Source organism: Pseudomonas sp. YJ42, assembly GCF_047225135.1.
Taxonomy (GTDB): domain Bacteria; phylum Pseudomonadota; class Gammaproteobacteria; order Pseudomonadales; family Pseudomonadaceae; genus Stutzerimonas; species Stutzerimonas stutzeri_E.
In genome coordinates this window covers 396,020-419,789 of record NZ_CP178378.1, presented here as the reverse complement: position 1 = coordinate 419,789, position 23,770 = coordinate 396,020, and the positions used below count along the sequence as shown (strand labels likewise).

Below are 23,770 nucleotides of genomic sequence, written 5' to 3'. Positions count from 1 at the left end.
TCCCCGCCAAAACGCCGCGGCAGAGGCCGCGCATGCGCGGCGGATTGAAAAAAAGATGAACCGCGAAAGCCTCGATTAGTCCGAATGAAGGTGCACCTGTTCGGCGCAGCGTGCCGTTGGACGACTCGCCGGCCAAGCCCGGGCCGATCCGCAGGAACGCCGACCGGTTCTCGACCGGCTGACCTACAAGCAGGACGTCACCAATCATCCATACCGTTCGAGTCCAACAGGCTGGAACGGTGCGTTACGGAGTAGCCATGAAAGCTGTCGTTTATCACGGTGTCGGCGATATCCGCCTTGAGGACGTAGCCGAACCACGCATCGAAGCCCCTACCGACGCCATCGTTCGCATCACCGCCTCGGCCATCTGCGGCACAGATCTGCACTTCGTTCGGGGCACCGTCAGCGGAATGAAGCCCGGCACCATCCTTGGCCACGAGGCCGTAGGCATCGTCGAGGAATTGGGTGAAGACGTCCGTAACCTGCAAGTCGGCGATCGGGTGGTGGTTCCGTCGACCATCGCCTGTGGCAACTGCTCCTATTGCCGCTCCGGCTATTTCGCCCAGTGCGACGTCGCCAACCCGAACGGCAAGGAGGCCGGCACGTCCTTCTATGGCGGCCCGTCCCAGACTGGGCCGTTCCATGGCATGCAGGCCGAGAAAGCACGTATCCCCTTCGCCAATATCGGTCTGGTCAAGCTGCCGGCGGATATCAGTGATGATCAGGCGATCCTGCTTTCCGACATTTTCCCGACCGGTTATTTCGGCGCGGAAATGGCCGAGATCCGCTCGGGCGATACCGTGGCCGTGTTCGGCTGCGGCCCGGTCGGCCAATTCGCCATCGCCAGTGCCAAACTACTGGGCGCTGGGCGCGTCTTTGCCATCGACCAGTTCGAGGACCGCCTGCGCATGGCGCAGCGCCAAGGCGCGGAAGTCATCGATTTCAATCGCGAGGATCCGGTCGAAACGTTGAAGCGGCTCACCGCCGGAATCGGTGTCGACCGCGTGATCGATGCGGTCGGCATCGATGCCGAACATGGCTGCTGCGGCGGCAAGCCGGCCGACGGTGCGCAGTCCGGTCAGGGTGCCCAGTGGCAGCCCGGCGACGGCCCATCGCAGGCCCTGGAATGGGCGGTGCAGAGCTTGGCGAAGGCCGGCACCCTGTCCATCATCGGCGTCTATCCACCAGATGCGATGACTTTTCCCATCGGCATGGCGATGAACAAGAACATCACCATGAACATGGGCAACTGCCATCACCGCAAATACATTCCGCGGCTGATCGAAATGATCCAGGCGCGGCGCATCGACCCTGCGAAGATTCTGACCCAGATCAAGCCGATGACCGACGCCATCGCGGCCTTCGAGGCGTTCGATCGGCGCGAGCGCGGCTGGATCAAGGTGGAATTGCAACCACAGCGGGGCCATTCCGCCGGGGCTGGATCGGAGGAGAACGTGGTCGATCAGGCGGTTGCCGACACCTTCCCCGCCAGCGATCCAACCAGCATGCAGAGTCCCGGCAGGTAGCAGGAGAAAGCGATGGCGGCCATCCATATCGGAATATCGGGCTGGCGCTACGCACCCTGGCGAGGCGACTTCTATCCCAAGGGCCTTACCCAGAAGAACGAGCTCAGGTTCGCCTCGCGTGCGGTAAACAGCATCGAGATCAACGGTTCCTTCTACGCGCTCCAGCGACCTGAGCTGTACACCGGCTGGTACGACGAAACCCCGAAGGGCTTCGTCTTCAGCGTCAAGGCGCCGCGCTATATCACGCATATCCTGCGCTTGCGCGATGTGGAGAAGCCCATCGCCAATTTTCTTGCCTCTGGCGTACTGGCGCTCAAGGACAAGCTCGGGCCGATGCTGTGGCAGTTTCCACCTTCGTTCAAGTTCGACGCAGCGCTGTTCGAAACCTTTCTCAAACTGTTGCCGCACGACACCGAGGCAGCGCTGGAAATGGCCAAGGGATGCGAGGCGCGAATGGAGGGCCGCAGTTATTTGCAGATCGACCGCAAGCGCCGGCTACGCCACGCCGTGGAAATTCGTAACCAGAGCTTCGTTGACCCCGCGTTCGTTGCGCTGCTGCGCAAGTACAAGGTCGCACTGGTCGTGGCGGACACCGCCGGCAAATGGCCCTATCGCGAGGATCTCACCAGCGATTTCGTCTACATCCGCCTGCATGGCGCCGAAGAGCTCTATACCAGCGGCTACAGCGAAGAGGCGCTGGACAACTGGTGCCAGCGCATAACGCTGTGGAACCAGGGCGGGCAACCCGACGACGCCCATCTCATCTCGGACGATAAGCCCCCATCACGCCAGGCGCGGGAGGTGTACTGCTATTTCGACAACGACGTGAAGGTCCGAGCGCCCTACGATGCGCGGCAGCTGTTGCGCCGGCTCGGGCTGGAGGAAAACCTGGAGACCACTCCGGGCCACCTGGAAGGAGCACTGGCTTGAATCTGGACAAGAATCACCCACTGGACAGCAGCGACCTGGACGCCCACATGTCCACGGCGGTCAACGCAGTCCGCCTGCTTACCGTCAACACCCACAAGGGCTTCACCGCCCTCAATCGCCGATTCATTCTGCCGGAGCTGCGCGAGGCGGTCAGGGCGGTCTCGGCCGACGTCGTATTTCTTCAGGAAGTGCTGGGCACCCACGAGAAACACGCCTTGCGCTTTCACGACTGGCCGAAGATGTCGCAGTACGAATTTCTCGCCGACAGCATCTGGACCGACTTCGCCTATGGCCGCAACGCGGTCTACCCGGACGGCGATCACGGCAATGCGCTGCTGTCGAAGTTTCCGATCACGCGCTACGAGAACCTCGACATTTCCATCGCCGGGCCGGAGCGCCGCGGCTTGTTGCATAGCGTGCTGCAGGTGCCGGGCCATGAGGAGTTTCATGCCATCTGTGTGCACCTGGGCCTGCGCGAATCGCACCGACAGCAACAGCTCGGTCTGCTGTGCGAGCTCCTCGACTCGCTGCCCCAGGGCGCCCCGGTGGTGGTCGCCGGCGATTTTAACGACTGGCGGCTGAAGGGCGCTCAGATCCTGGATCGTTGCGCCGGCATGCATGAGGTATTCGCCGTGTCCCAGGGCAAGGTGGCCAAGACCTTCCCGGCGCGTTGGCCGATGCTGCGCCTGGACCGCATCTATGTGCGCAACGCCACGAGTCATAAAGCACGGATTCTCGGTAACAAACCCTGGACGCACTTGTCCGATCATCTGCCCTTGGCGGTGGAGATACACCTATGAATTTTCACTGGAGAGACGGGAATCGTCTTCAGTTGCTGGAAAACGGCGAGGAGTTCTTCCCCGCCGTGTTCGAGGCCATTGCGGCCGCAGAAAAGGAAGTCCTGCTGGAAACTTTCATTTTCTTCAAGGACAAAGTGGGCCAGGAGTTGCAGAAAGTCCTGATCGCTGCCGCCGAACGCGGCGTCAGCGTCGACGTCACTGTAGACGGCTATGGCTCGGCTGACCTGAATGGCGACTTCGCCGCGGCGATGGCGCGGGCCGGTGTACGCATTCATATGTTCGACCCGGGCAAACGGCTGCTCGGCAAGCGCGTCAACGTGTTCCGACGCATGCACCGCAAGATCGTCGTGGTCGATGGCCAGGTCGCCTTCATCGGCGGTATCAATTTTTCTGCCGATCACCTGGGCGATTACGGCCCGGCAGCCAAGCAGGATTACGCGCTGCAGGTCGAGGGGCCCATCGTCCACGACATCCATCGCTTCGCCCTCAGCACCATCGCGCCGAACCAGGCGAATCGGCGCTGGTGGCATCGACGGGTGCGTACGCAAAGCAACGGCTACGTTGGTGTCAGTCGGGGCGAAGCACGTGCGCTGTTCGTGACTCGAGACAACCACAACCACCGCAACGATATCGAGCAGCATTATTTGCAAGCGATTCGTGACGCTCGCTCGCGCCTGTTGATCGCCAATGCCTATTTCTTTCCCGGCTATCGGCTGCTGCGCGAGATCCGCAACGCCGCTCGGCGCGGCGTGCGGGTGCGGTTGATTCTGCAGGGTCAACCGGATATGCCGATCGCCAAGTTCGGCGCGCGCATGCTGTACAACTACCTGATGAACGACGGCGTCGAGATCCATGAGTACTGCCGCCGGCCGTTGCACGGCAAGGTCGCGCTGGCCGATTACGAATGGTCAACGGTGGGTTCGAGCAATCTCGATCCGCTCAGTCTGTCGCTCAACCTAGAGGCCAATCTGATCATTCGTGATCATGCGTTCAACCGCCAACTGCATGAAAATCTGGACCGTTTGCTGCAGGAGGATTGCCGGCGCATTCCGCTGGAACGCATGATCCGCGGTTATTGGTGGCGCGCACCGCTAGCCTTTTTCATCTTCCATTTTCTACGGCATTTTCCGCAGCTGGTCGGCCTGTTCCCAGCACACCGCCCCAAGCTGCAGCTGATCGACCCGGAGCCGCTTGAGCCCAGTCCTCCGGCACCCTTGCAACGAGACCATCAATGAGCGAGACCCAAGACGCGTCACGCAGCGGTTGGCGGCGACGCTGGCCGCTGATCAAGAAGATCCTGACCTATGTCTTCTTCGTGCTGGTCGCCGGGCTGCTGGTGGGCTTGGCGCGCAATGTCGACTGGCCTGAGGTCTATCGGACGCTGAGCAACTACAACGCCCGTACGCTCTGGCTCGCAGGCGCCGCCACCTTCGGCAGCTACGCCGTGTATTGTAGTTTCGACGTCCTCGGCAAGCGCTACGCGCAGCACAATTTGCCGGTGCGCCAGATCGTGCCGGTGACCTTCGTCTGCTACGCCTTCAACCTCAACCTGAGCGCCTGGGTTGGCGGCATCGCGCTGCGCTATCGGCTGTATTCACGATTGGGTTTGCGCGCTTCGCAGATCACCCGAGTGTTCACGCTCAGCGTGCTCACCAACTGGCTCGGCTATATCTGGCTGGCTGGATTGATCTTTTCGTTGGGCTGGATCACCCCGCCAGAGAGCTGGGAGATTGGCGATACGGCGCTGCGCATGCTCGGTGCCGGCTTGCTGCTGCTCGCGCTGGTCTATCTTTGGGCGTGCGGCTTTTCCAAGCGCCGCCACTGGACGATACGCAAACATCAGATCCACCTGCCATCACTGCGATTGGCTGCCTTGCAGATGCTGCTGGGCGCTGCGAACTGGTCGCTGATGGCACTCGTGGTCTATTTCATGTTGTCGCAACAGGTCGCCTACCCCACGGTGCTGGGGATCCTCATGATCAGTAGCATCGCCGGAGTGATTGCCCACATTCCGGCGGGCCTGGGTGTGATCGAAGCGGTGTTCGTGGCAGCCCTTGGCGGCGAACTCAGCAACAGTACGATCGTAGCCGGCCTGATCGGCTATCGCGTCGTGTATTTCCTGGTGCCGCTGTGCTTGGCCACTATGCTCTACGTCGTGCTCGAAGCCCGGGCGAAGAAGTTGCGCTCCGGAAACGAGGCTCAACCCAGCGAAGAAAAAGCGCCGGGAGACCATCCGTCCAGCGCTCAAAAAGCCGTCAGCCGCTAAACGAGACGAATAAAAATAAGCCGGGACGATTGTCCCGGCTTCTGTCTTTCCGGCGTCCTGTTGGACGCCTGGGCATTACACCTGCGGTCGCAGGATGATCACGCCCAACGGTGGCAGTGTCAGCGAGAGCGATACGTCCTGCCCATGCGCCGGGACCGACTCGGCCAGCATGCCTCCGCCATTGCCCACGTTCGAGCCGCCGTAGCACTCGGCATCGCTGTTGAAGATTTCCAGCCAGCGGCTGTCCACCGGCACGCCGATCCGGTAGCCCTCACGCACCACCGGCGTGAAGTTGCCCACGACCAGCAGCGGATGTCCGGTCGAGCTCTTGCGCAGCCAGGCGAACACGCTATTGGTGCGGTCATCGCCGATAAGCCACTGGAAGCCCTGCGGGTCGCTGTCCAGCTCATGCAATGCGGGCTCTTGTCCGTACAGGCGATTGAGATCGCGCACCAGGTTCTGCGCACCCCGATGATCGGCCTCATCGAGCAGATGCCAGTCCAGTTCGCGGTCGTGGCTCCACTCACGCCATTGGCCGAACTCGCAGCCCATGAACAGCAGCTTCTTGCCAGGGTGCGTCCACATGAACGACAAGTAGGCACGCAGGTTGGCAAACTTTTGCCAGCGGTCACCGGGCATCTTGTCGATCAGCGAACCCTTGCCGTGCACCACTTCGTCATGCGAGATCGGCAACACGAAATGCTCCGAATAGGCGTAGACCATGCCGAAGGTAAGCTTGTCATGGTGGTACTGACGATTGATCGGATCTTCCTGAATGTATTTGAGGGTGTCGTGCATCCAGCCCATGTTCCACTTGTAGGCAAAGCCCAGGCCGCCCTCGGACGTGGGCTTGCTGACGCCCGGGAACGCTGTGGACTCCTCGGCGATGACCAAGGCTCCAGGCGTCTCGGTCGCGACCACATCGTTCAGATGACGCAGGAACTCGATGGCCTCCAGGTTCTCCCGACCGCCATGACGGTTCGGAATCCATTCGCCTTCCTTGCGTGAATAATCGCGATAGAGCATCGAAGCAACGGCATCGACCCGCAGCGCATCGACGTGGAATTCACGCAGCCAATGCAGCGCCGAGGCCAGCATGAAGCCGTGTACCTCGGTGCGCCCCAGGTTGTAGATGTAGGTGTCCCAGTCCTGATGGAAGCCTTCGAAAGGGTGCGCGTACTCGTAAAGCGCTGTGCCATCGAACTCGCCCAGACCGTGGGCGTCGGTCGGGAAATGCGCCGGAACCCAGTCGAGGATTACGCCGATGCCGGCGTTGTGGCAGGCATCGACGAAGGCGGCGAAATCATGCGCAGTACCGTAACGAGCGCTGGGCGCGAATTGCGACAGCAGCTGATACCCCCAGGATCCGCCAAAGGGGTGTTCCATGATTGGCATCAGCTCGATATGGGTGAAGCCCAGGTCCACGACATAGGGAATCAGCCGTTCGGCCAGTTCGTGCCAGTCGTACAACCGACCATCGTCACCGCCCTCCCGGCGCCAGGAGCCAGCATGCAGTTCGTAGATGGTCATCGGTGCCTGCAGCGATTGCCGCGCAACCCGCTGCTGCAACCAGGCATCATCTTTCCATTCGTACTCCAGCGGATGCGAGATCACCGACGCGGTGCCCGGCGGCAACTCGGTGGCCAACGCCACGGGGTCGGCCTTGAGCGGCAATATCCCGTGTGGGCCGAGAATCTCGAACTTGTAGCGATCACCGGGTTGCAGACGCGGGATGAAAATCTCCCAGACACCGGCGGGAAACCGCAGACGCATCGGATGCCGCCGCCCGTCCCAGTCGTTGAAACTGCCGACCACCGAGACTCGCCGGGCGTTGGGTGCCCAAACGGCGAAGCGCACGCCCTGCACGCCTTCGACTTCCATCGGTTGCGCACCGAATACGCGGCCGATCTCCCGGTGGTTGCCTTCGGAGAACAGGTACATGTCCATCTCGCCGAGCTGTGGACCGAAGCTGAACGGGTCTTCGGTAACCTGCTCGCCGCCGGCCCAGCGAATCTTCAACAGATACGGCTGCGGGTTGGTCAGGCGGGTAAAGAAGAATCCGGGCACCTGACCCTGCTCCATCGCGGCCAGCACGCGGCCACCGGAGCGCTCCAGTACCTCGACGCCGAGCGCATTGGGCAGATAGGCGCGCACCACCAGCCCGTCCCCGTCCGGGTGTGGGCCGAGTATGGAAAACGGATCGCCATGTTCGGCGCGAACCAGCGCATCCACATCGGCATCGCTGGGTAGCAGGGTTTCCCCAGGCATGGTTACGACCGGTCGATCAATCATTAGGAACCTCCATCGGAAATCTGTTGTGCCAGAACTGCAAGCCCCTGCAACGGGACGGACAGCCAGGCCGGGCGGTTCTCTGCCTCATAGGCCACTTCATACGCGGTCTTTTCCAGGCTGAACAGGGCCAGCGCGGCGTCAGCACCGGCGGCATCCTTCCAGGCGTGCGGCAGTTGCGCGGTAGCCTCGCGATAAGCCTCGAGGAAGACGCTGCGCGCGCTCTGCTGGTAGGTTTCGGAAATCGTGCGCCGTGCCAGATCCGCGGCTTCGGAGCTGTCGCTGATCTGGGCATTGCGCAGCGTCATGGCGCTGGCGTATTCGAAGGAGCGCAACACGCCGGCCACATCTTTGAATGGGCTCAGCTTGCTTCTGCGCTCGTCGAGCGAGCGCGCCGGCTCACCTTCGAAGTCGATGAAATAGGCATCGCCCTGGGCGACCAGTACCTGGCCGAGGTGAAGATCGCCGTGCACCCGGGTCCGCAGCCCCCCGACGGTACGTTCTGCCAACCGTTTGACCTCAGCCAGCAGCGGCTTGCGTTGTCCAAGCAACTGATCCACAAGCGTCGCTGCCTTGCGGTCCAGATCGCCCCGAAGGGCTTGCAATAGATCCAGTGCGCGCTCTACTTGAGCCGATATCACCTTGGTCCATTCCTTGGTGTCGGCCGAACGCGTCGGCTCGCTGGCGAACGCCGGATCGTCAGTCTGTGTCGCCAGGGTCATATGCATCTCGCCCAGCCGTTGACCGAGCAGGCGATTGAAGGCCTCAAGCTCCTCGAGGGCGCTGAACTGGTTCTCGTGCAGAGAGACCCCGCCGGCGATCTGGTCGCGAACAGCGCGATCCAGCGTGTTGAGCGTCCATTCCCACGCGTCGCCCTGGTTGTCGAGGAAGCGCTGTACCACCATCAACGCGTACTGCTCGCCCTGTTTGTCGACCCGGGTGACCTGTCCGAGCATCGCCGAGATGTGCATGAAGCCCTGCTCGGTCAGGAAGCGGCCCATCTCCAACTCCGGGTGTACCCCCGCCGAGACCCGGCGCAGTACCTTGATCATTATGCTGCTGCCGATGATTGCCGAGCTGTTGGACTGTTCTGCCGTGAGGTAACGAACCTCGGCATCGGCCGGCAATTCCACCTCGGCCAGTTTGTCCATCGGCTCGAAACGGATCTCCCCTTCGCCGCAAGGCAACACTTGTTCTTCACGCAGCGCCTGGATAACGCCCAGCACGAACTGGTTCAGCGCGAAGGCATCGGTCAACAGGCCGACCTGTGGGCCACGGCGCACCCGCGCCATGGCCAGCTGTTGCGGCAGCGCAATGTCGAAATCGCCTTCGTCGAGGAAACCCAGCGGCAGCTGATAAAAATCGGTGCGCCCTGCCGTTTCCACTGCAATCTCACTCAACAGCACGGGCCTGTGGGTATCGCCGAAGGGCACGCTGTAGCAGATCTTGATCGAGTCGATGGTCGCGTCCTTGCTGGCGAACCAGCGCCGTTTCGGCAAATACGCCGGTAACGACTCGGTCTCGAGAATGCGTTTGTTCGCGGTGGTGAGCGTGTCCAGACGTTTGAGCACAAGCGTTTGAAAGTCGGGCATGGTTTCCACCGGTGCCTGGTGCCAACTGGGCATCTGGTGACTGGTCGCCAACTGAAACCAGTAGAAGCCATAAGGTGGCAACGTCAGCAAATAGGGTAATTGGCCGATCGGCGGGAAGGCACTTCCGCCAACCATCTCCACCGGCACCATGCCGGCATAGTGAGAAAGCTCGAGCTCCGCCGCCTGAGCCGAACGCGAAACGTTGGCGACGCAGAAAATCACCTCGGTTTCCCCGCTGGGTGTCGTGTATTCGCGCAGATAGGCCAGAATGCGGCGATTGCTCGGCGCAAGCATCTTCAGCGTGCCGCGGCCGAACGCCTTGAATTGCTTGCGAATCGAAAGCAGACGGCGCGTCCAGTTCAGCAGCGAATGCGGATCGCGCTGCTGCGCCTCGACGTTGATCGCCTGATAGCCGTACAGCGGATCCATGATCGGCGGCAGTACCAGGCTCGGCGGATCGGCGCGGGAAAAACCGCCATTGCGGTCTACGGACCATTGCATGGGCGTGCGCACGCCATCACGGTCGCCGAGGAAGATGTTGTCACCCATACCGATCTCGTCGCCGTAATAGATCACGGGCGTACCCGGCATCGACAGCAACAGACTGTTGAGCAGCTCGATGCGGCGGCGGTCGCGCTCCAGCAGCGGCGCCAGGCGCCGGCGAATACCGAGATTGATCCGCGCGCGTTTATCCGAGGCGTAATAGTTCCAGAGGTAGTCGCGCTCCTTATCGGTCACCATTTCGAGGGTCAACTCGTCATGGTTGCGCAGGAAGATCGCCCATTGGCAATTCTCTGGAATATCGGGTGTTTGCCGGAGAATATCGGTGATCGGAAAACGGTCTTCCTGGGCCAGCGCCATGTACATGCGCGGCATCAGCGGAAAGTGGAATGCCATATGGCATTCATCACCCGGGCCGCCATCTTCGCCGCCGAAATACAGCTGGGTGTCTTCCGGCCACTGGTTGGCTTCGGCCAGCAGCATGCGGTCGGGGTAATTGGCATCGATCTCGGCACGGATCTGTTTCAGCACCACGTGGGTTTCGGGCAGGTTCTCGTTGTTGGTGCCGTCACGTTCGACCAGATAAGGAATGGCATCCAGCCTCAACCCGTCGATGCCCAGGTCCAGCCAATAGCGCATGACGCTGAGTACCGCCTTCATCACCTGAGGGTTGTCGAAATTGAGGTCCGGCTGGTGCGAATAGAAGCGGTGCCAGAAGTACTGCTGGGCGACAGGATCCCAGGTCCAGTTCGAGACCTCGGTGTCGAGGAAGATGATCCGCGTGCCGTCGTACTTGTCATCCGTGTCGGACCAGACATAGAAATCGCGGGCTGCCGAACCTTTTTTAGCCTTGCGCGCGCGCTGAAACCAGGGGTGCTGGTCCGAGGTGTGGTTGATGACCAGTTCGGTGATGACCCGCAGGCCGCGTTTGTGCGCGGCGGCGATGAAGCGCCTCGCATCGGCCATGGTTCCGTAGTCGGAATGCACGCCGCGGTATTCGGCGATGTCGTAGCCGTCATCACGCCGTGGCGAGGGATAGAACGGCAATAGCCAGATGGTGTTGACGCCGAGGTCGGCAATGTAATCGAGCTTCTCGATCAGACCTTGGAAGTCGCCGACGCCGTCGTTGTTCGAGTCGTAGAAAGATTTGAGGTGGACCTGATAGACCACTGCGTCCTTGTACCAGAGAGGATCCTTGATAAAGGCGGCTGGTTTACGCGCTTTGGCCATGTTCTCGTTCCTTTCATGACCTCCAGAACCCGCTCCATCAAGGCATCGGGTGGAGACTCAAAACGTGCATCAGTACTAGAATATGGATTAACTAATACATATAACGTGCTGATATTTAAAGGTAAGCAGACACTTCCAAGAATTTACTTTAAGTCAGGATCCGGGGCGTCGGCGGTGAGCCGCCAAATGCCGAACGGCAGGTGCCAGGGTTCGATGCGCATCCACTGTGTCTTGCCGTACCAAGTCCAGCGATGCCCATTCATCAGGTCTTCGCCACGGGTTTCGGCATGGTCGGGCAGCCCCAACTCCCACAGTGGAAGTTCGAAATGGGCTTCCTGAGCGTTGTGTGGATCAAGGCTGATAGCGATCAAAATGAAGTTGGAGCGGTCCGGCGTACGCTTGCCGAAATACAGAATGTTGTCGTTGTAGGCCGTGTACGCGCTGAAGCCGAGGTGGGTCTGCAAGGCCGGGTTCTGCCGACGGATGCGATTGAGCTGAGCGATCTCGGCAACGATGTTGCCTGGCGCGTGATAGTCGCGCGGACGGATTTCGTACTTCTCCGAGTCGAGGTATTCCTCCTTGCCCGGAATCGCGGCGGACTCGCACAGTTCGAAGCCCGAGTACATCCCCCACAGCCCCGAGCCCATGGTCGCCAGTGCGGCACGGATGAGGAAACCGGGGCGGCCGGAGTCATGCAGGAAGAACGGGTTGATATCGGGCGTGTTGACGAAGAAGTTCGGCCGGTAGCAGTCGCGCAGCGGGGGCTCGTTGAGCTCAGTGAAATACTGGCTCAACTCCGCCTTGTTGTTGCGCCAGGTGAAATAGGTGTAGCTCTGGTTGAAGCCAACCTTACCCAGACGCGCCATCATTGCCGGGCGGGTGAACGCCTCGGAAAGGAACATGACGTCCGGATCGCGCTCACGGATGTCTGCAATCATCCATTCCCAGAACGGCAGCGGCTTGGTATGTGGATTGTCGACGCGGAAGATCTTCACGCCCTGCTGCACCCAATGCCAGACCACGTCGCGCAAAGCGATCCACAGGTCCGGCATGGCGTCCTCGGCGTAGAAATCGACGTTGACGATGTCCTGGTATTTCTTGGGTGGGTTCTCTGCGTAACGGATCGTCCCGTCCGGTCGCCAGGAGAACCAGCCCGGGTGTTCCTTCAGCCAGGGGTGGTCCTGGGAGCACTGAATAGCGAAGTCGAGCGCGATTTCCAAGCCGTGCTCACGTGCAGCGGTCACCAGCTCGCGGAAGTCTTCGAGCGTGCCCAGCTGCGGATGCACGGCGTCGTGACCGCCCTCCTCGCTGCCTATGGCATAAGGGCTGCCCGGATCGTTTGGCCCGGCCACCAGGGTGTTATTGCGGCCTTTGCGGTGCTGCCGGCCAATGGGGTGAATCGGCGTGAAATAGAGCACATCGAAGCCCATGTCGCGGATCGATGGCAGGCGCTTATGCACATCACGGAAGGTGCCGTGGCGATTCGGGTCATCGGTTTCGGAGCGCGGAAACAACTCGTACCAACTGGCGAACTGGGCCAGCGGCCGTTCGACTTCGAGGGGGAAGACCTGGCTCTGACTGCAATGCTCCCGTGGGTCGGCATCGGCCATGACTGCGGCTGTTTCTTCGGCCAGCAGAACCGACACGCGCTCGTCGTCCAGATGCGCCGTGCTCAGGCGGTGCAGCAGATCGTCGATGATGGCCTTGACTTCACCTTGGGCACGGCTGCTGGCCCGTTCCAGGAGCAAGCGGCCTTCCTCCAGTTCCAGTTGCACTGGCACACCGGCGGTATGCTTCTTCGATAGTTCGTAACGGTAGGTCTCGTAGATATCCCACCAGGCTTCGATCATGAATTCATGGCCCGCGACCTGCGTCGGGGTGAAATGTCCTTCCCAGCTGTCATTGCCGATCAGCTTGAGACGAGCACGGCGCCAGGTGTCTTCGTCCTTGGTCCGCCAGCAAATCGCGGCGGCGAGCTGGTCATGGCCGTCGGCGAATATCTTGCTGGTTACGTTGACCGGATGGCCGATGATGGCCTTGGCAGCGAAACGCCCACCGTCGAGCACCGGCTCGGTCGACTCGATGGCGATACGCGGCATCTTCAATGCTTGTTCCAGTCGAGGGTGAATCGTTGCGTGGGGCTGTGTATCGGTCATCGAGCGGGCTCCTGAGGCCTAAGTCGTTGCGATACGGCAAACCAACCGCGGCGGAGGCGGCAACCGTTCGGGTTGGATTTACCGTGTGAAAACCCGCGCTGCAGGCTTTCATGGGCTCTGTTCTTCCGAACCAACGGAGGCTGTAAAAGTTCAGCAGAACAGACCGCAGCGGTGCAGCCGAATGTCGCCGTACGACGACCGTCGGAAACTGCAACGCGGGATCCAAGAAAGGTGTGTACTCAAGCGAGGAGCGATGCGCAGTTGCCGCCGTTGTTCTGGCGTCCGCTCGCCCTTGGTTGATTGCCGATTAAACATTCCGACTGATGGGAGGCCGTCATGACTCCGCATGCCCGCCCCGATGTGCCCCAACCCGACCCTGTCGTGCACGACAAACCGGGGGATTTGCCGCAGGTGCCCTGTCCTGACGATATCGACGACTACAAACCCGGCACGCCATTCGGTGGGCAGGCTGTGGCTGACGAAGAGCCAGAACCCACTTGAACGGCTACGCGCCCATGACCAGCAGCGGGTTGTAGCCGCTGCGCGCGTACTCGTCCTGCTCGGCCAGCAGCATGTCCAATGCCAAACTGGCGAGATCATCGGCGACCGGGTCGGCGCGTCCATGCAGCTCGCGCTGCATGATTTTCAGATAGCTATGGCACTCGTTGCAGGCCTCCGCCTGGACCGGCAGGAAAGGCTTGCCCTGCTCATCGTCGAGGGTCAGATAGAGCAGCTTGCCGCCGGTATCGCATGCGCTGCAGGTAATGCGTTCCAGATGCCATTCGGTCGCACACAACGCGCAGTGTAGGTAGCGCACACCACTGCGATGGCGCTCGTTGTGTACTACGCTGGCAACAGGTGCAGCGCCGCAACACGGGCATAGCGCCTTCGCCTCGCCCGTCGGGCGCGCCGGCACAGCGGACATTCCAATGGCCAGACGCACCCAGGCGACCTGCAACGCCGCAGCCACAAATGGCAGCAAGGCACGGGTCGTCTCGTTGCCGGGGCGCATCTCGAACACATCGTCAGCCAATGCATAGAGCTGCTCGGGGGACATCTCGCGCAATCGAGCGAGCAATGGCCGCTGGCGCTCCCCTACGTGCAATTCCACCGCATCGAGAATGGCAAGCAAGTCCTGCTGCCAGAGCACATCGCGTCGCAATGCCTGAAAGCCCAGGGGCGGCATGCGGTGTTTCAGCGCCTGGTCGAACGCGTCCGCCGCTGGACGCCAGGCCGGCTCTCGTTCGTTCAGGACTTGGTGCTGGGCCTGTACCAGGCGCGCCATGAACGCGAGAAACTCGTCGAGCGGCGGCACCTGCAGAACCAGTTCCCTCAATCGGGTCGCCCGTTTGCTGAAGACCTTGGCATCCGGCAACACCACGTGGGGGGCCTCCATGATCCCGGAAGGTGCACTTCCATAAGCGTGGTTCACTGCAGCTCCTTTCATCGGCGGCGCTCCTGTACTTCGCTGGTGGGCGACGCGCTTTGCGAATCGGTTTTACGGTTGCGCATGACGTCCTCGTACCACAGCCCGTGATGATGTCGCGCCCAGGCATGGCTAACGCGCCCCTGCGTCATGGCACGCACCGACCCTTTGACCCAGATGGCCGCATAGATATGAATGATCAAGGTGATGATCGCGATGAAAGCCGCAATTGCATGGATCATCACCGCCCAGCGCAACGCCCAGACCGGCATGCCGTCGGCGATCCAGGGGCGCCAAAGCACGATGCCGGTAATCAGCAGCACCGGCACGGTGGCCAGGAAGAGCCAATACACCAGCTTTTGTCCGGCGTTGTTCTTGCCCACCGGAGGGAGGCGCTCGTCACGGTTGCTGAGCACATCGCTGATCTGTCGCATCCATTGGACATCATGGCGTCTAATCAGGTTGTCGCCGAAAAAACGCACGGCCTGAATGACGAAGAACAGCGACATGAACACACCGATATAGGGGTGCACGATTCGCGTCGGCTCCGGGCCACCGAACAGTGCGGTAAGGCCGAAGAAAGCCGGATAAAACAACGCCAGCCCGCTCAATGTGAGCAGCACGAAGCTGATCGAGATGAGCCAGTGATTGACCCGTGTCCACCAGCCGTACCGCAGGATGCCGTGGTTGATATTGGAATGGCTCATAGCTGGTCCTCCCCACGCCGATCGAGCGCGCGATCTTCCGCTGCCAACTCAGGATCCGGATCGTCTTCGGGCTCTTCCTTCGGCCCCTTCATCACGTAGTGGAAGAACCCGGCCAGTACCGATACACCCAGCGCCACGGACATGATCGGCTTGGTCACGCCCTTCCACAGCTCCACCGTCGGGCTGATGTGCGGATCCTTCGGCAGGCCGCTGTAGAGCTCAGGCCTGTCAGCATGTTGCAACACATAGACGACGTGGGTGCCGCCCACACCGGGCGGATCGTAGATGCCGGCATTGTCGTAGCCGCGCCCCTTGAGATGCGCGACCCGGTGCGAACCGTAATCGAGCATGTCCTCCTTGGTGCCGAACATGATGGCCGAGGTCGGGCAGCTCTTCACGCAAGCCGGCTCGAGCCCATTGAACACCCGGTCCGAGCACAGCGTGCATTTGTAGGCCTTGTTGTCTTTCTTCGAGATTCGAGGAATATCGAAAGGACACCCGGCTACGCAGTAGCCGCAGCCGATACAGTGCTCGGAATTGAAATCTACGATGCCATTGGCGTACTGCACGATCGCACCGGGCGACGGACAGGCCTTGAGGCAGCCCGGCTCGGCGCAATGCATGCAGTTATCCTTGCGAATCAGCCACTCGAGATTGCCCTGCTCATCCTCGTACTCGCTGAAACGCATGACCTCGAACGACTCCGGCGACAGGTCCTGCGGGTTGTTGTAGGTGCCGTCGCATTCGCCAACCTCATCACGCAGGTCGTTCCATTCGGAGCAGGCAACCTGGCATGCCTTGCAGCCGATACACACCGATACATCGATCAGCTTGGTGACGGCATCCACGCCCCCGTGCCGCACCTGCGGCGAGGGCGTGGTGGTCGCTGAGCGGGCGATGATGTTCTGCATATTGATCTGGTCACCGCGCATCAGACAGCCCCTCCAATCTTCTCCACGTTCACCAGAAACGACTTGAACTCTGGTGTCTGCGTGTTTCCGTCACCCACGAAGGGGGTGAGGGTGTTGGTCAGGTGTGCCTTCTTGGCCACACCCTTGAAGCCCCAATGGATGGGAATGCCGATCTGGTGCACCGTCCGGCCATCGATCTGCAGCGGAATTAGCCGCTTGGTCACCACCGCGACCGCTGTAATGAAGCCCCGCTTGGACGTCACCCTTACCCGATCGCCTGCAGCTATGCCCAACTCCTCGGCAAGTACGGTACTGATCTCGACGAATTTCTCCGGCTGGGCGATGGCGTTGAGCCGGGCATGTGTCGTCCAGTAGTGGAAATGCTCAGTGAGGCGATAGGTCGTCGCCGCATAAGGGAAATCCTTGTTGGAGCCGAACGAGTCGCGATCCTGCTCGAACACACGGGCGATCGGATTGTGCAGCGCCAATGGATTGTTCGGACTCAGCGGGTTCCGGTCGATCGGGGTTTCCATGGGCTCGTAATGTTCCGGGAACGGTCCTTCGTTCAACCACTGCGAGGCGAAAAGCTGCCCGCATCCGGTCTGCGTGACGATGAACGGACCGACGCCCTGGGAAGGTGGCGAAGTCAGCGGGAAGTCCGGGACGTCCGCCCCCGTCCAGCGCTCGCCGTTCCACCAGATGAATGCCTTGTTGGGTGCCCATGGTGTGCCGTCGGGCCGCGCCGAAGCACGGTTGTAGAGCAGCCGGCGGTTCATCGGCCAGGACCAGGCCCACTCCAGCGTATTGCCGGTGTTATAGGGATCGGAGTTGTCGCGCCGGGCCATCATGTTGCCTTCTTCGGTCCAGGCGCCTGAGTAGATCCAGCACCCGCAAGCGGTCGAACCGTCGGCGCGAAGCTCGCTGAAGTCGTTGAGCAGTTCACCCTTGCGACGAACGACGTTACCGGCATCGTCGGTCAGGTCGACCAGCGCGCGGCCGTTGTACTCTTGCGCCAGTTCCGCCGCTTTGGGGAATTTCGGATCCTTGTAATTCCAGGTGAGATTCAGAATCGGATCCGGGAAAGCGCCGCCCTCCTCCTGATACAGATGCTTCAGACGCAACATGACCTCGCCAAGAATCTCGGAATCGGTCATCGACTCGCCAGGGCCAGGTACGGCCTTCTCGTGCCATTGCAGCCAGCGCGAGCTGTTGGTGATGGAGCCGTCGTCCTCGGCGAAGCACGTGGTGGGCAGGCGGAAAACCTCGGTGCCGATCTTCGACGGATCGACATCATGGTATTCGCCGAAATTCTTCCAGAACTCGCCTGTCTCCACCTTCAGCGGATCCATGAGTACCAGGTACTTGAGCTTCGACAGGCCATCCATGACCTTGGCCTTGTTCGGGAACGCGGCCAGGATGTTGAAGCCTTGGCAGAAGGCGCCGGTCATCTTGCCCAGGGTCATGTCGTTGATGGCGTAGAGCACGTCATAGATCGGCACGGACAGCTTCGGCAACCAGTCGTAGCACCAGTCGTTTTCAGCGGTGGCGACATCGCCGTACCAGTCCTTCATCAGGCTGACGAAGAAGCGCTCATAGAATTTCCAGTACGACACCTCACCTTCGACCAGCGGCTGTTTGATCCGCGTCTTCATGTAGTCGGCGTAACTTTGCAGATTCACCGATGGCAGGTTCAGGTAGCCCGGCAGCAGATTGGATAGCAGGCCGATGTCCGTCAGGCCCTGAATGTTGGAATGCCCACGCAATGCGTTCACGCCGCCGCCCGGCATGCCCATGTTGCCGAGCAGCAGTTGCACCATGGCACCACAGCGGATCATCTGCGAGCCGATGGTGTGCTGCGTCCATCCGAGCGCGTAGAGGATGGTCATGGTCTTGTCCGGCGCCGAGGTCTGCGCCATCAAATCCCAGATTTCCATCACTTTGTCCCGCGGCATGCCGCAGATATTCTCGACCTGCTCGACGGTGTAACGGCTGTAATGCTGGCGCATAAGCTGGAACACGCAGCGCGGGTGCTCGAGCGTTGGGTCGGAGCGAGCGAAGCCCCGCTCGTCCAGCTCGAAATTCCAGGTCTCGCGGTTGTAGGTCCGGTCTTCGGAGTTGTAGCCGGTGAACAGCCCTTCCTCGAAGCCGAAGCCTTCTTTGACGATCAGGCGAGCATCGGTGTACTCGCGGACGTACTCGTGAGCGTAGCGGTCGGATTCGATCAGGTAGTTGATGAAACCGCCGAGGAACACGATGTCCGTACCGGTCCGGAGCCAGGCGTGATAATCGGCAACCGCTGTGGTTCGGTTGTAGCGAGGGTCGATGGAAATCAGGATCGCGTTGCTGCGCTCCTTGGCATGCATGACCCAACGGAAGCCCACCGGATGCGCTTCGGCCGAATTGCCGCCCATCGACAGGATGACGTTAGCGTTGGCAATGTCGACCCAGTGGTTCGTCATGGCACCGCGACCAAATGTTGGGGCAAGACCTGCCACCGTTGGTCCGTGTCAAACGCGCGCCTGGTTGTCGATCTGAAGGATGCCAAGTGCCCGTGTGATCTTCTGCGTGAGATAGGCCGTCTCGTTGGTGCAGGCTGACGCCGCCACCATCGAGGTGGTCAACCAGCGATTGACCAGCCGCCCCTGTTCGTCATGCGTTTCGAAATTCTTGTCGCGATCGTCCTTCATGTGGCGCGCGATGCGTGTGAAGGCTTCATCCCAGCTGATGCGCTTCCATTCGTTGGTGAACGGCTCGCGTACTTCCGGGTATTTGACCCGGGACTCGCTCTTGATGAAGTCCAGCACACCCGCTCCACGTGGACAGAGCGAGCCGCGGCTGACCGGGTGATCCGGATCGCCTTCGACGTGATAGATATCGTCGATGACATTGGCGGCACCATCGCCGCGGGAGTAGAGCAACATGCCGCAACCTACCGAGCAGTAGGTACAAATGTTGCGGGCTATCTTTGCGCCGGTCAGTTTGAACTGACGAATCGACGCGACGGCTTCATCAGGCGCAAATCCCATCATGGCCATGCTCGATGCGCCTACACCTGCCGCACCGAACTTGAGGAACTGTCGCCGGGATACTCGCACGGTCATCGGTATCTCCTGTTACTCGTTATGTTCTCCCCATCTGAATCATCGACTGCAGGCGCTCTGGGATGGTTCCTGCAGGGCGATCGATGAGTCGGCGCCTGTTCGCTGCGCTCGTTCAAGGCTAGCTGGAGATTCGGCGATGGAAAGGTCACCTGTCGAGTCAGGCGTCAAGCCCCTTCAACAGGCGCGCCGAAATGCCCTGGCGCGTCGATGCGTAGTCGGACCAGGGATCCTCTCGCATCTGCTCCAGGCGCTCGTGCAGGTTGTGAATGGTCCACTGATCCGCCCCGGCGATCTGCTCCAGCTCATCGCGCCTGATAGGTACGGAAACCGGCAATCCCGGTCTCGCACGAGCCGAGTAAGCCGCCACGGTGCTGGCGCCCCTCTGATTGCGCAGGTAATCGACGAAGATCTTTCCGACGCGATTCTTCGGCCCCATCTTTTCCACGATCTTTTCGGGCGCCTGTGTGGCGAGGCGCGCCGTCACGCCGCGCGCGAATTCGTTGATGCAGTCCCAGCCCTGGCGACGGTCGATTGGCACCACCACGTGCATGCCACGCCCGCCACTGGTTTTGAGAAACGCCTTGAGGCCCAGGCCGGCAAGCAGCTCCAGGGTCATCGACGTCGCTTCGATCATGCTCGACCATGGCAATGCGGGATCCGGATCGAGGTCGAAAACGATCCGATCCGGGCGATCGATACGGTCGCTGCGGGCATTCCATGTATGAAATTCGACGGTGCCCATCTGCACCGCCTCGACGACAGCGGTGATGTTGTCCGCCTGGATCAGACGCGCATGTTCAGGGTCCAGTGATTTGTCCAGGACGCGCATGTGCGGCATTTTCAAACGCCCGCAATGGCGCTGGAAAAAATTCTCACCACCCACCCCATCCGGAGCACGGACGATGGACAACGGCCGGTTGCGCAGATGCGGCGTCAGCCAGTCGCCGACGGCCAGATAATACTCAGCCAGTTGCAGCTTGGTGCCGCCGCTGCGTGCGTCGATGACCCGTTGCGGATTGCTGATACCAATGCCACCCACGTCAGGGCGGGCGCTCTTGCCGGATGCTGCGGACATGGCTACCTCATGAGGTCAGCTGGCCTTCTTGCTGCTGGATTTGCTAGCCGTGCTCTTGCGTGCAGCCGGCGCCTTGCTGCCGGATTTGCTTGCGGTCGACTTGCTCGCCGTCTTGCCCTTGCCGGAGGCACTTTTGCTCGGTGTGCGTTTAGCCGGTGCGGCCTGTTCTTCGTCGGCTTCCTCCTCGTCTTCGACCTCATCCGCAGGCGCGGCTTTCTTGGCGGTCTTGCCCGCCAGGCTGCGCTTGAGCAACTCGGTAAGGTCAATGACATCGGCGCTGCGACGGTCGACGGCTTCTTCCGGCCCGCCGACAGCCTCGATCTTGCCTTCGCGGGCCTTGGTTTCCACCAGATCCATGATCTGGTCCTGGAAGGTGTCCTTGTACTGCTCGGGATTCCATTCTTCGCTCATGTCCTCCACCAGGCGCTTGGCCATCTCCAGCTCGCGAGGATTCAAATCGGTGGTTAGCGCCTCGTCCTTCATCTCGAGGTATTCCACGCCGCGGACCTCATCGGCCCAGCGCAGCGTATTCATCACCAGAGCCTTGCCCAGCGGCATGACCACTGCCAGGTGCTGCTTGTTACGCAGCACAACGTTGGCGATACCGACTTTGCCGGTCTGGATCAGCGTTTCGCGCAACAGCGCATAGACCTTCTCGCCCCGTCGATCGGGCGTGAGGTAGTACGGCGTATCGATGTAGAGAAAGGATATGTCCTTGGCATCGACGAAGGCGACGATGTCCACCGTCTGGGTGGCTTTCGGATGGGCTGCCTTGATCTCTTCGTCGCTGATCACGACGTAATTGCCCTTCTCGTATTCCACGCCCTTGACGATATTCTCACTGTCGATGTCTTCGCCCGTGGTCTTGTTGATGCGCTTGTAACCGACCCGATCCATGCTGCGTTTATCCAGCCAGTCGAAGTCGATTCCCTGGCGCGTGGTGGCCGGCACCAACGCGACAGGGATATGCACCAGACCGAAACTGACCGCGCCCTTCCAGATCGTGCGAGGCATAGCCTTTCTCCTGTTTGCTGTTGGTCAGCCGTTCACCACCGTCCCGCCGTTCACATGGATCACCTGACCACTGACGTAGGAGGCGTCGCTGCTTGCGAGATAGACATAGGCCGGTGCGACTTCGTCCGGCTGGCCAGGGCGCTTGAGCGGTACGTTGGCACCGAATTCGGCAACCTTGTCCGCATCGAAAGTGGATGGAATCAGCGGCGTCCAGATTGGCCCCGGCGCAACTGAGTTCACCCGTATGCCACGTTCGGCCAGGCTCATCGACAGCGCCCGGGTAAATGCCACGATGGCGCCCTTGGTCGAGCTGTAGTCGATCAGCATCGGGTTGCCCTTGTAAGCCGTCACCGAACTGGTATTGATGATCGAGGCGCCTTCCTTCAGATGAGGCAACGCGGCCTGAGTCATTTGGAACATGCCGAACACATTGGTGCGGAAGGTTTTCTCCCACTGCTCCTGGCTGATGTCCTCGAAAGACTTTTGCGGATGCTGTTCCGCGGCGTTGTTGACCAGGATGTCGAGCTTGCCGAACTTGGACAGCGTCTCGTCGACGACCTTGCGGCACACGTCGCGATCGGCCACATCGCCGGCGAAGGTCAGACATTGGCGGCCATGACTTTCAACGACGCGACGGGTTTCGTTCGCATCCTGATCCTGATCGAGATAAAGAATCGCCACGTCGGCCCCTTCCCGGGCAAAAAGCACCGCGACCGAGCGGCCGATGCCGCTGTCGCCGCCAGTGATAATGGCGACTTTGCCTTGTAGCTTTCCGGCAGCTTTGTAGTTTTCGCCACGGAACTCAGGTCGCGGATTCATCAAGCCCTCTTTGCCGGGCTCGGGTTGTTCCTGAGGGGGTAGGGTCTGGTTTTCGTCGGCCATGCAAAAATCCTCCGTCAAGGTGAATAACCTGTCTTCGGAGGACTTGAGCCGCGTGGGAAAAGTTTCTGTGAAGCGATGAGAGGGCCGCGGTATGGCCCTGCTCAGTCGACGCGAAGCGCGACTCGACCGCGCGGTATGCCACTTTCAACGTACCGATGCGCTTCGACCACGTCATCGAAACCAAACACCTTATCGACCTGAGGTGTAATCAACCGATCGACCGTGAGCTGGTTGATATGCAACAGCGCGCGCTCGACCGCTTCGCGATTCTGCTTGATGCCCAACTCCGGCTGCCCGGTGAAGTCGCATAGGCAGTGAAGGAAGAACTTGAAGTTCTTCTTGAAGGCCGCACACGCCGGAAATGCCGTTTCGTTGCCGCCGTTGAGCCCGTAGAGGATAAGTTTGCCACGCGGCGCGATAACGTCACCCAGAAGCTTCATCTGCGAGCCGCCACATGCATCGAGCACCACCTCGACGCCGGCACCGCCGGTAATCTTCTGCAGTCGTCCGACCAGATCCTCCTCTTCGGTCACGATCACCGTTTCGGCGCCCAGTTCGCGCAGGAAATCGCGGTCCTCGGCCGTCTCGCACGTGGCGATCACTCTTGCACCCAGCGCCTTCGCAACTTGGACTGCGGTCGGGCCGGTGCAATGGCGCGCCTGCGTCACCAGCACATATTGGCCGGGCTCGAGCTGCGCCAGTTCGACCAGCGCGAAATAAGACACCAGCGCCGGCGTGTAGTGAATGGAGGCTTCGATCGGTCCGAGCATGTCGGGGTAGTGAACGAGCGAGGTGTGCGGCAGCAGTGCATGCTCGCCGTACAGGGGATACTGGTTCAGGTCATGGGCGGGGAAGCTCGCCACCTGGTCGCCGATGGCGAAACCGTTCACCTCGTCGCCCACCGCCAGCACTTCGCCAGCGATCTCACTACCAAGCCCGGACGGTAGTCGCGCATGGCGCGGCGCAAGATCCTGCCGCCAGAGCACGTCGTTCCAGCTGATGCCGATAGCACGAACGCCGATCAGAACTTCGCCGGGACCTGGCCGTGGAACGTCCTGCTGCTCATAGCACAGGACCTCGGCCGGGCCGAACTGGTGGAAACGAATGATACGGGACATTGAAAGACCCCTCGGTTTACTACTGTGTTAGTGACTCTATCTGCACCTTCGGCACAACTCCAGCCGTGATTCCCGCATTCCGCTCGATAGTTGCCATGCGCAGGAATGATGGTGTTATGTATGTAAAGCCGCATCACAACCTGCAGGTTTGTGTAATTGCAAAGCGGAAATGGACATGCCGACGTCACGCCGATCTGTCTAGAATGCAGTCGCAACCTGAAGTCAGTCGCGCCCTTCGTCTGACCC

General features: G+C 60.8%; 17 protein-coding genes. 6 read left to right on the top strand and 11 right to left on the bottom strand.

Annotated elements, in window-relative coordinates:
* The first annotated feature begins 257 nt into the window (after nucleotides 1–257).
* The 5 genes from ACL0K2_RS01820 to ACL0K2_RS01800 are packed head-to-tail and all read left to right on the top strand — an operon-like array spanning nucleotide 258 to nucleotide 5,522.
* Nucleotides 258–1,526 (top strand): zinc-dependent alcohol dehydrogenase, encoded by a 1,269-nt coding sequence (locus ACL0K2_RS01820; protein WP_045162281.1) that lies wholly within the window; start codon nucleotides 258–260, stop codon nucleotides 1,524–1,526.
* A 12-nt stretch (nucleotides 1,527–1,538) separates the two neighbouring features.
* Nucleotides 1,539–2,456: a DUF72 domain-containing protein gene (locus ACL0K2_RS01815; RefSeq protein WP_045162282.1), complete on the top strand. Its 918-nt coding sequence runs from the start codon at nucleotides 1,539–1,541 to the stop codon at nucleotides 2,454–2,456.
* A complete protein-coding gene (locus tag ACL0K2_RS01810) occupies nucleotides 2,453–3,256 on the top strand; it encodes an endonuclease/exonuclease/phosphatase family protein (RefSeq protein ID WP_045162283.1) in 804 nt (267 codons plus the stop codon). The genes ACL0K2_RS01815 and ACL0K2_RS01810 overlap by 4 nt, the downstream gene beginning before the upstream one ends.
* Complete coding sequence (gene clsB / locus ACL0K2_RS01805) at nucleotides 3,253–4,491, top strand: cardiolipin synthase ClsB (protein ID WP_239608981.1); 1,239 nt, start codon at nucleotides 3,253–3,255, stop codon at nucleotides 4,489–4,491. Before ACL0K2_RS01810 ends, clsB begins: the two co-directional genes overlap by 4 nt.
* Nucleotides 4,488–5,522: a lysylphosphatidylglycerol synthase domain-containing protein gene (locus tag ACL0K2_RS01800; protein ID WP_045162285.1), complete on the top strand. Its 1,035-nt coding sequence runs from the start codon at nucleotides 4,488–4,490 to the stop codon at nucleotides 5,520–5,522. Before clsB ends, ACL0K2_RS01800 begins: the two co-directional genes overlap by 4 nt.
* A gap of 75 nt (nucleotides 5,523–5,597) precedes the next feature.
* Here the strand turns inward: ACL0K2_RS01800 and glgB are convergent, their stop codons facing one another.
* The 3 genes from glgB to ACL0K2_RS01785 form a co-directional block, all read right to left on the bottom strand.
* Complete coding sequence (gene glgB / locus ACL0K2_RS01795; RefSeq protein WP_045162286.1) at nucleotides 5,598–7,814, bottom strand: 1,4-alpha-glucan branching protein GlgB; 2,217 nt, start codon at nucleotides 7,812–7,814, stop codon at nucleotides 5,598–5,600.
* On the bottom strand, nucleotides 7,814–11,134 hold the full coding sequence (treS, locus tag ACL0K2_RS01790; RefSeq protein ID WP_239608979.1) for a maltose alpha-D-glucosyltransferase: 3,321 nt from the start codon (nucleotides 11,132–11,134) through the stop codon (nucleotides 7,814–7,816). Before treS ends, glgB begins: the two co-directional genes overlap by 1 nt.
* A 143-nt stretch (nucleotides 11,135–11,277) precedes the next feature.
* Complete coding sequence (locus ACL0K2_RS01785; protein WP_045162288.1) at nucleotides 11,278–13,290, bottom strand: alpha-1,4-glucan--maltose-1-phosphate maltosyltransferase; 2,013 nt, start codon at nucleotides 13,288–13,290, stop codon at nucleotides 11,278–11,280.
* 336 nt (nucleotides 13,291–13,626) lie between these two features.
* Between ACL0K2_RS01785 and ACL0K2_RS01780 the strand changes: the two genes are divergently transcribed.
* A complete protein-coding gene (locus ACL0K2_RS01780; RefSeq protein ID WP_196298658.1) occupies nucleotides 13,627–13,791 on the top strand; it encodes a hypothetical protein in 165 nt (54 codons plus the stop codon).
* 4 nt (nucleotides 13,792–13,795) lie between these two features.
* Here ACL0K2_RS01780 and fdhE read toward each other — a convergent pair whose 3' ends face one another.
* The 8 genes from fdhE to ACL0K2_RS01740 form a co-directional block, all read right to left on the bottom strand.
* Complete coding sequence (gene fdhE / locus ACL0K2_RS01775; protein ID WP_413043642.1) at nucleotides 13,796–14,737, bottom strand: formate dehydrogenase accessory protein FdhE; 942 nt, start codon at nucleotides 14,735–14,737, stop codon at nucleotides 13,796–13,798.
* Nucleotides 14,734–15,423, bottom strand: a complete 690-nt coding sequence (locus ACL0K2_RS01770; RefSeq protein WP_239608974.1) for a formate dehydrogenase subunit gamma — start codon at nucleotides 15,421–15,423, stop codon at nucleotides 14,734–14,736. Before ACL0K2_RS01770 ends, fdhE begins: the two co-directional genes overlap by 4 nt.
* On the bottom strand, nucleotides 15,420–16,355 hold the full coding sequence (gene fdxH, locus ACL0K2_RS01765) for a formate dehydrogenase subunit beta (RefSeq protein WP_045162291.1): 936 nt from the start codon (nucleotides 16,353–16,355) through the stop codon (nucleotides 15,420–15,422). Before fdxH ends, ACL0K2_RS01770 begins: the two co-directional genes overlap by 4 nt.
* Complete coding sequence (gene fdnG / locus ACL0K2_RS01760) at nucleotides 16,355–19,429, bottom strand: formate dehydrogenase-N subunit alpha (protein ID WP_413044420.1); 3,075 nt, start codon at nucleotides 19,427–19,429, stop codon at nucleotides 16,355–16,357. The genes fdxH and fdnG overlap by 1 nt, the downstream gene beginning before the upstream one ends.
* 163 nt (nucleotides 19,430–19,592) lie before the next feature.
* Nucleotides 19,593–20,510, bottom strand: a complete 918-nt coding sequence (gene ligD, locus ACL0K2_RS01755) for a non-homologous end-joining DNA ligase (protein WP_413043641.1) — start codon at nucleotides 20,508–20,510, stop codon at nucleotides 19,593–19,595.
* 15 nt (nucleotides 20,511–20,525) lie between these two features.
* Nucleotides 20,526–21,524, bottom strand: coding sequence for a Ku protein (locus ACL0K2_RS01750; protein WP_413043640.1), 999 nt, complete (start codon nucleotides 21,522–21,524; stop codon nucleotides 20,526–20,528).
* A gap of 24 nt (nucleotides 21,525–21,548) precedes the next feature.
* A complete protein-coding gene (locus ACL0K2_RS01745) occupies nucleotides 21,549–22,406 on the bottom strand; it encodes an SDR family oxidoreductase (RefSeq protein WP_413043639.1) in 858 nt (285 codons plus the stop codon).
* Nucleotides 22,407–22,507: 101 nt separating this feature from the next.
* On the bottom strand, nucleotides 22,508–23,524 hold the full coding sequence (locus ACL0K2_RS01740) for a zinc-dependent alcohol dehydrogenase family protein (RefSeq protein ID WP_239608962.1): 1,017 nt from the start codon (nucleotides 23,522–23,524) through the stop codon (nucleotides 22,508–22,510).
* Nucleotides 23,525–23,770: the final 246 nt, after the last annotated feature.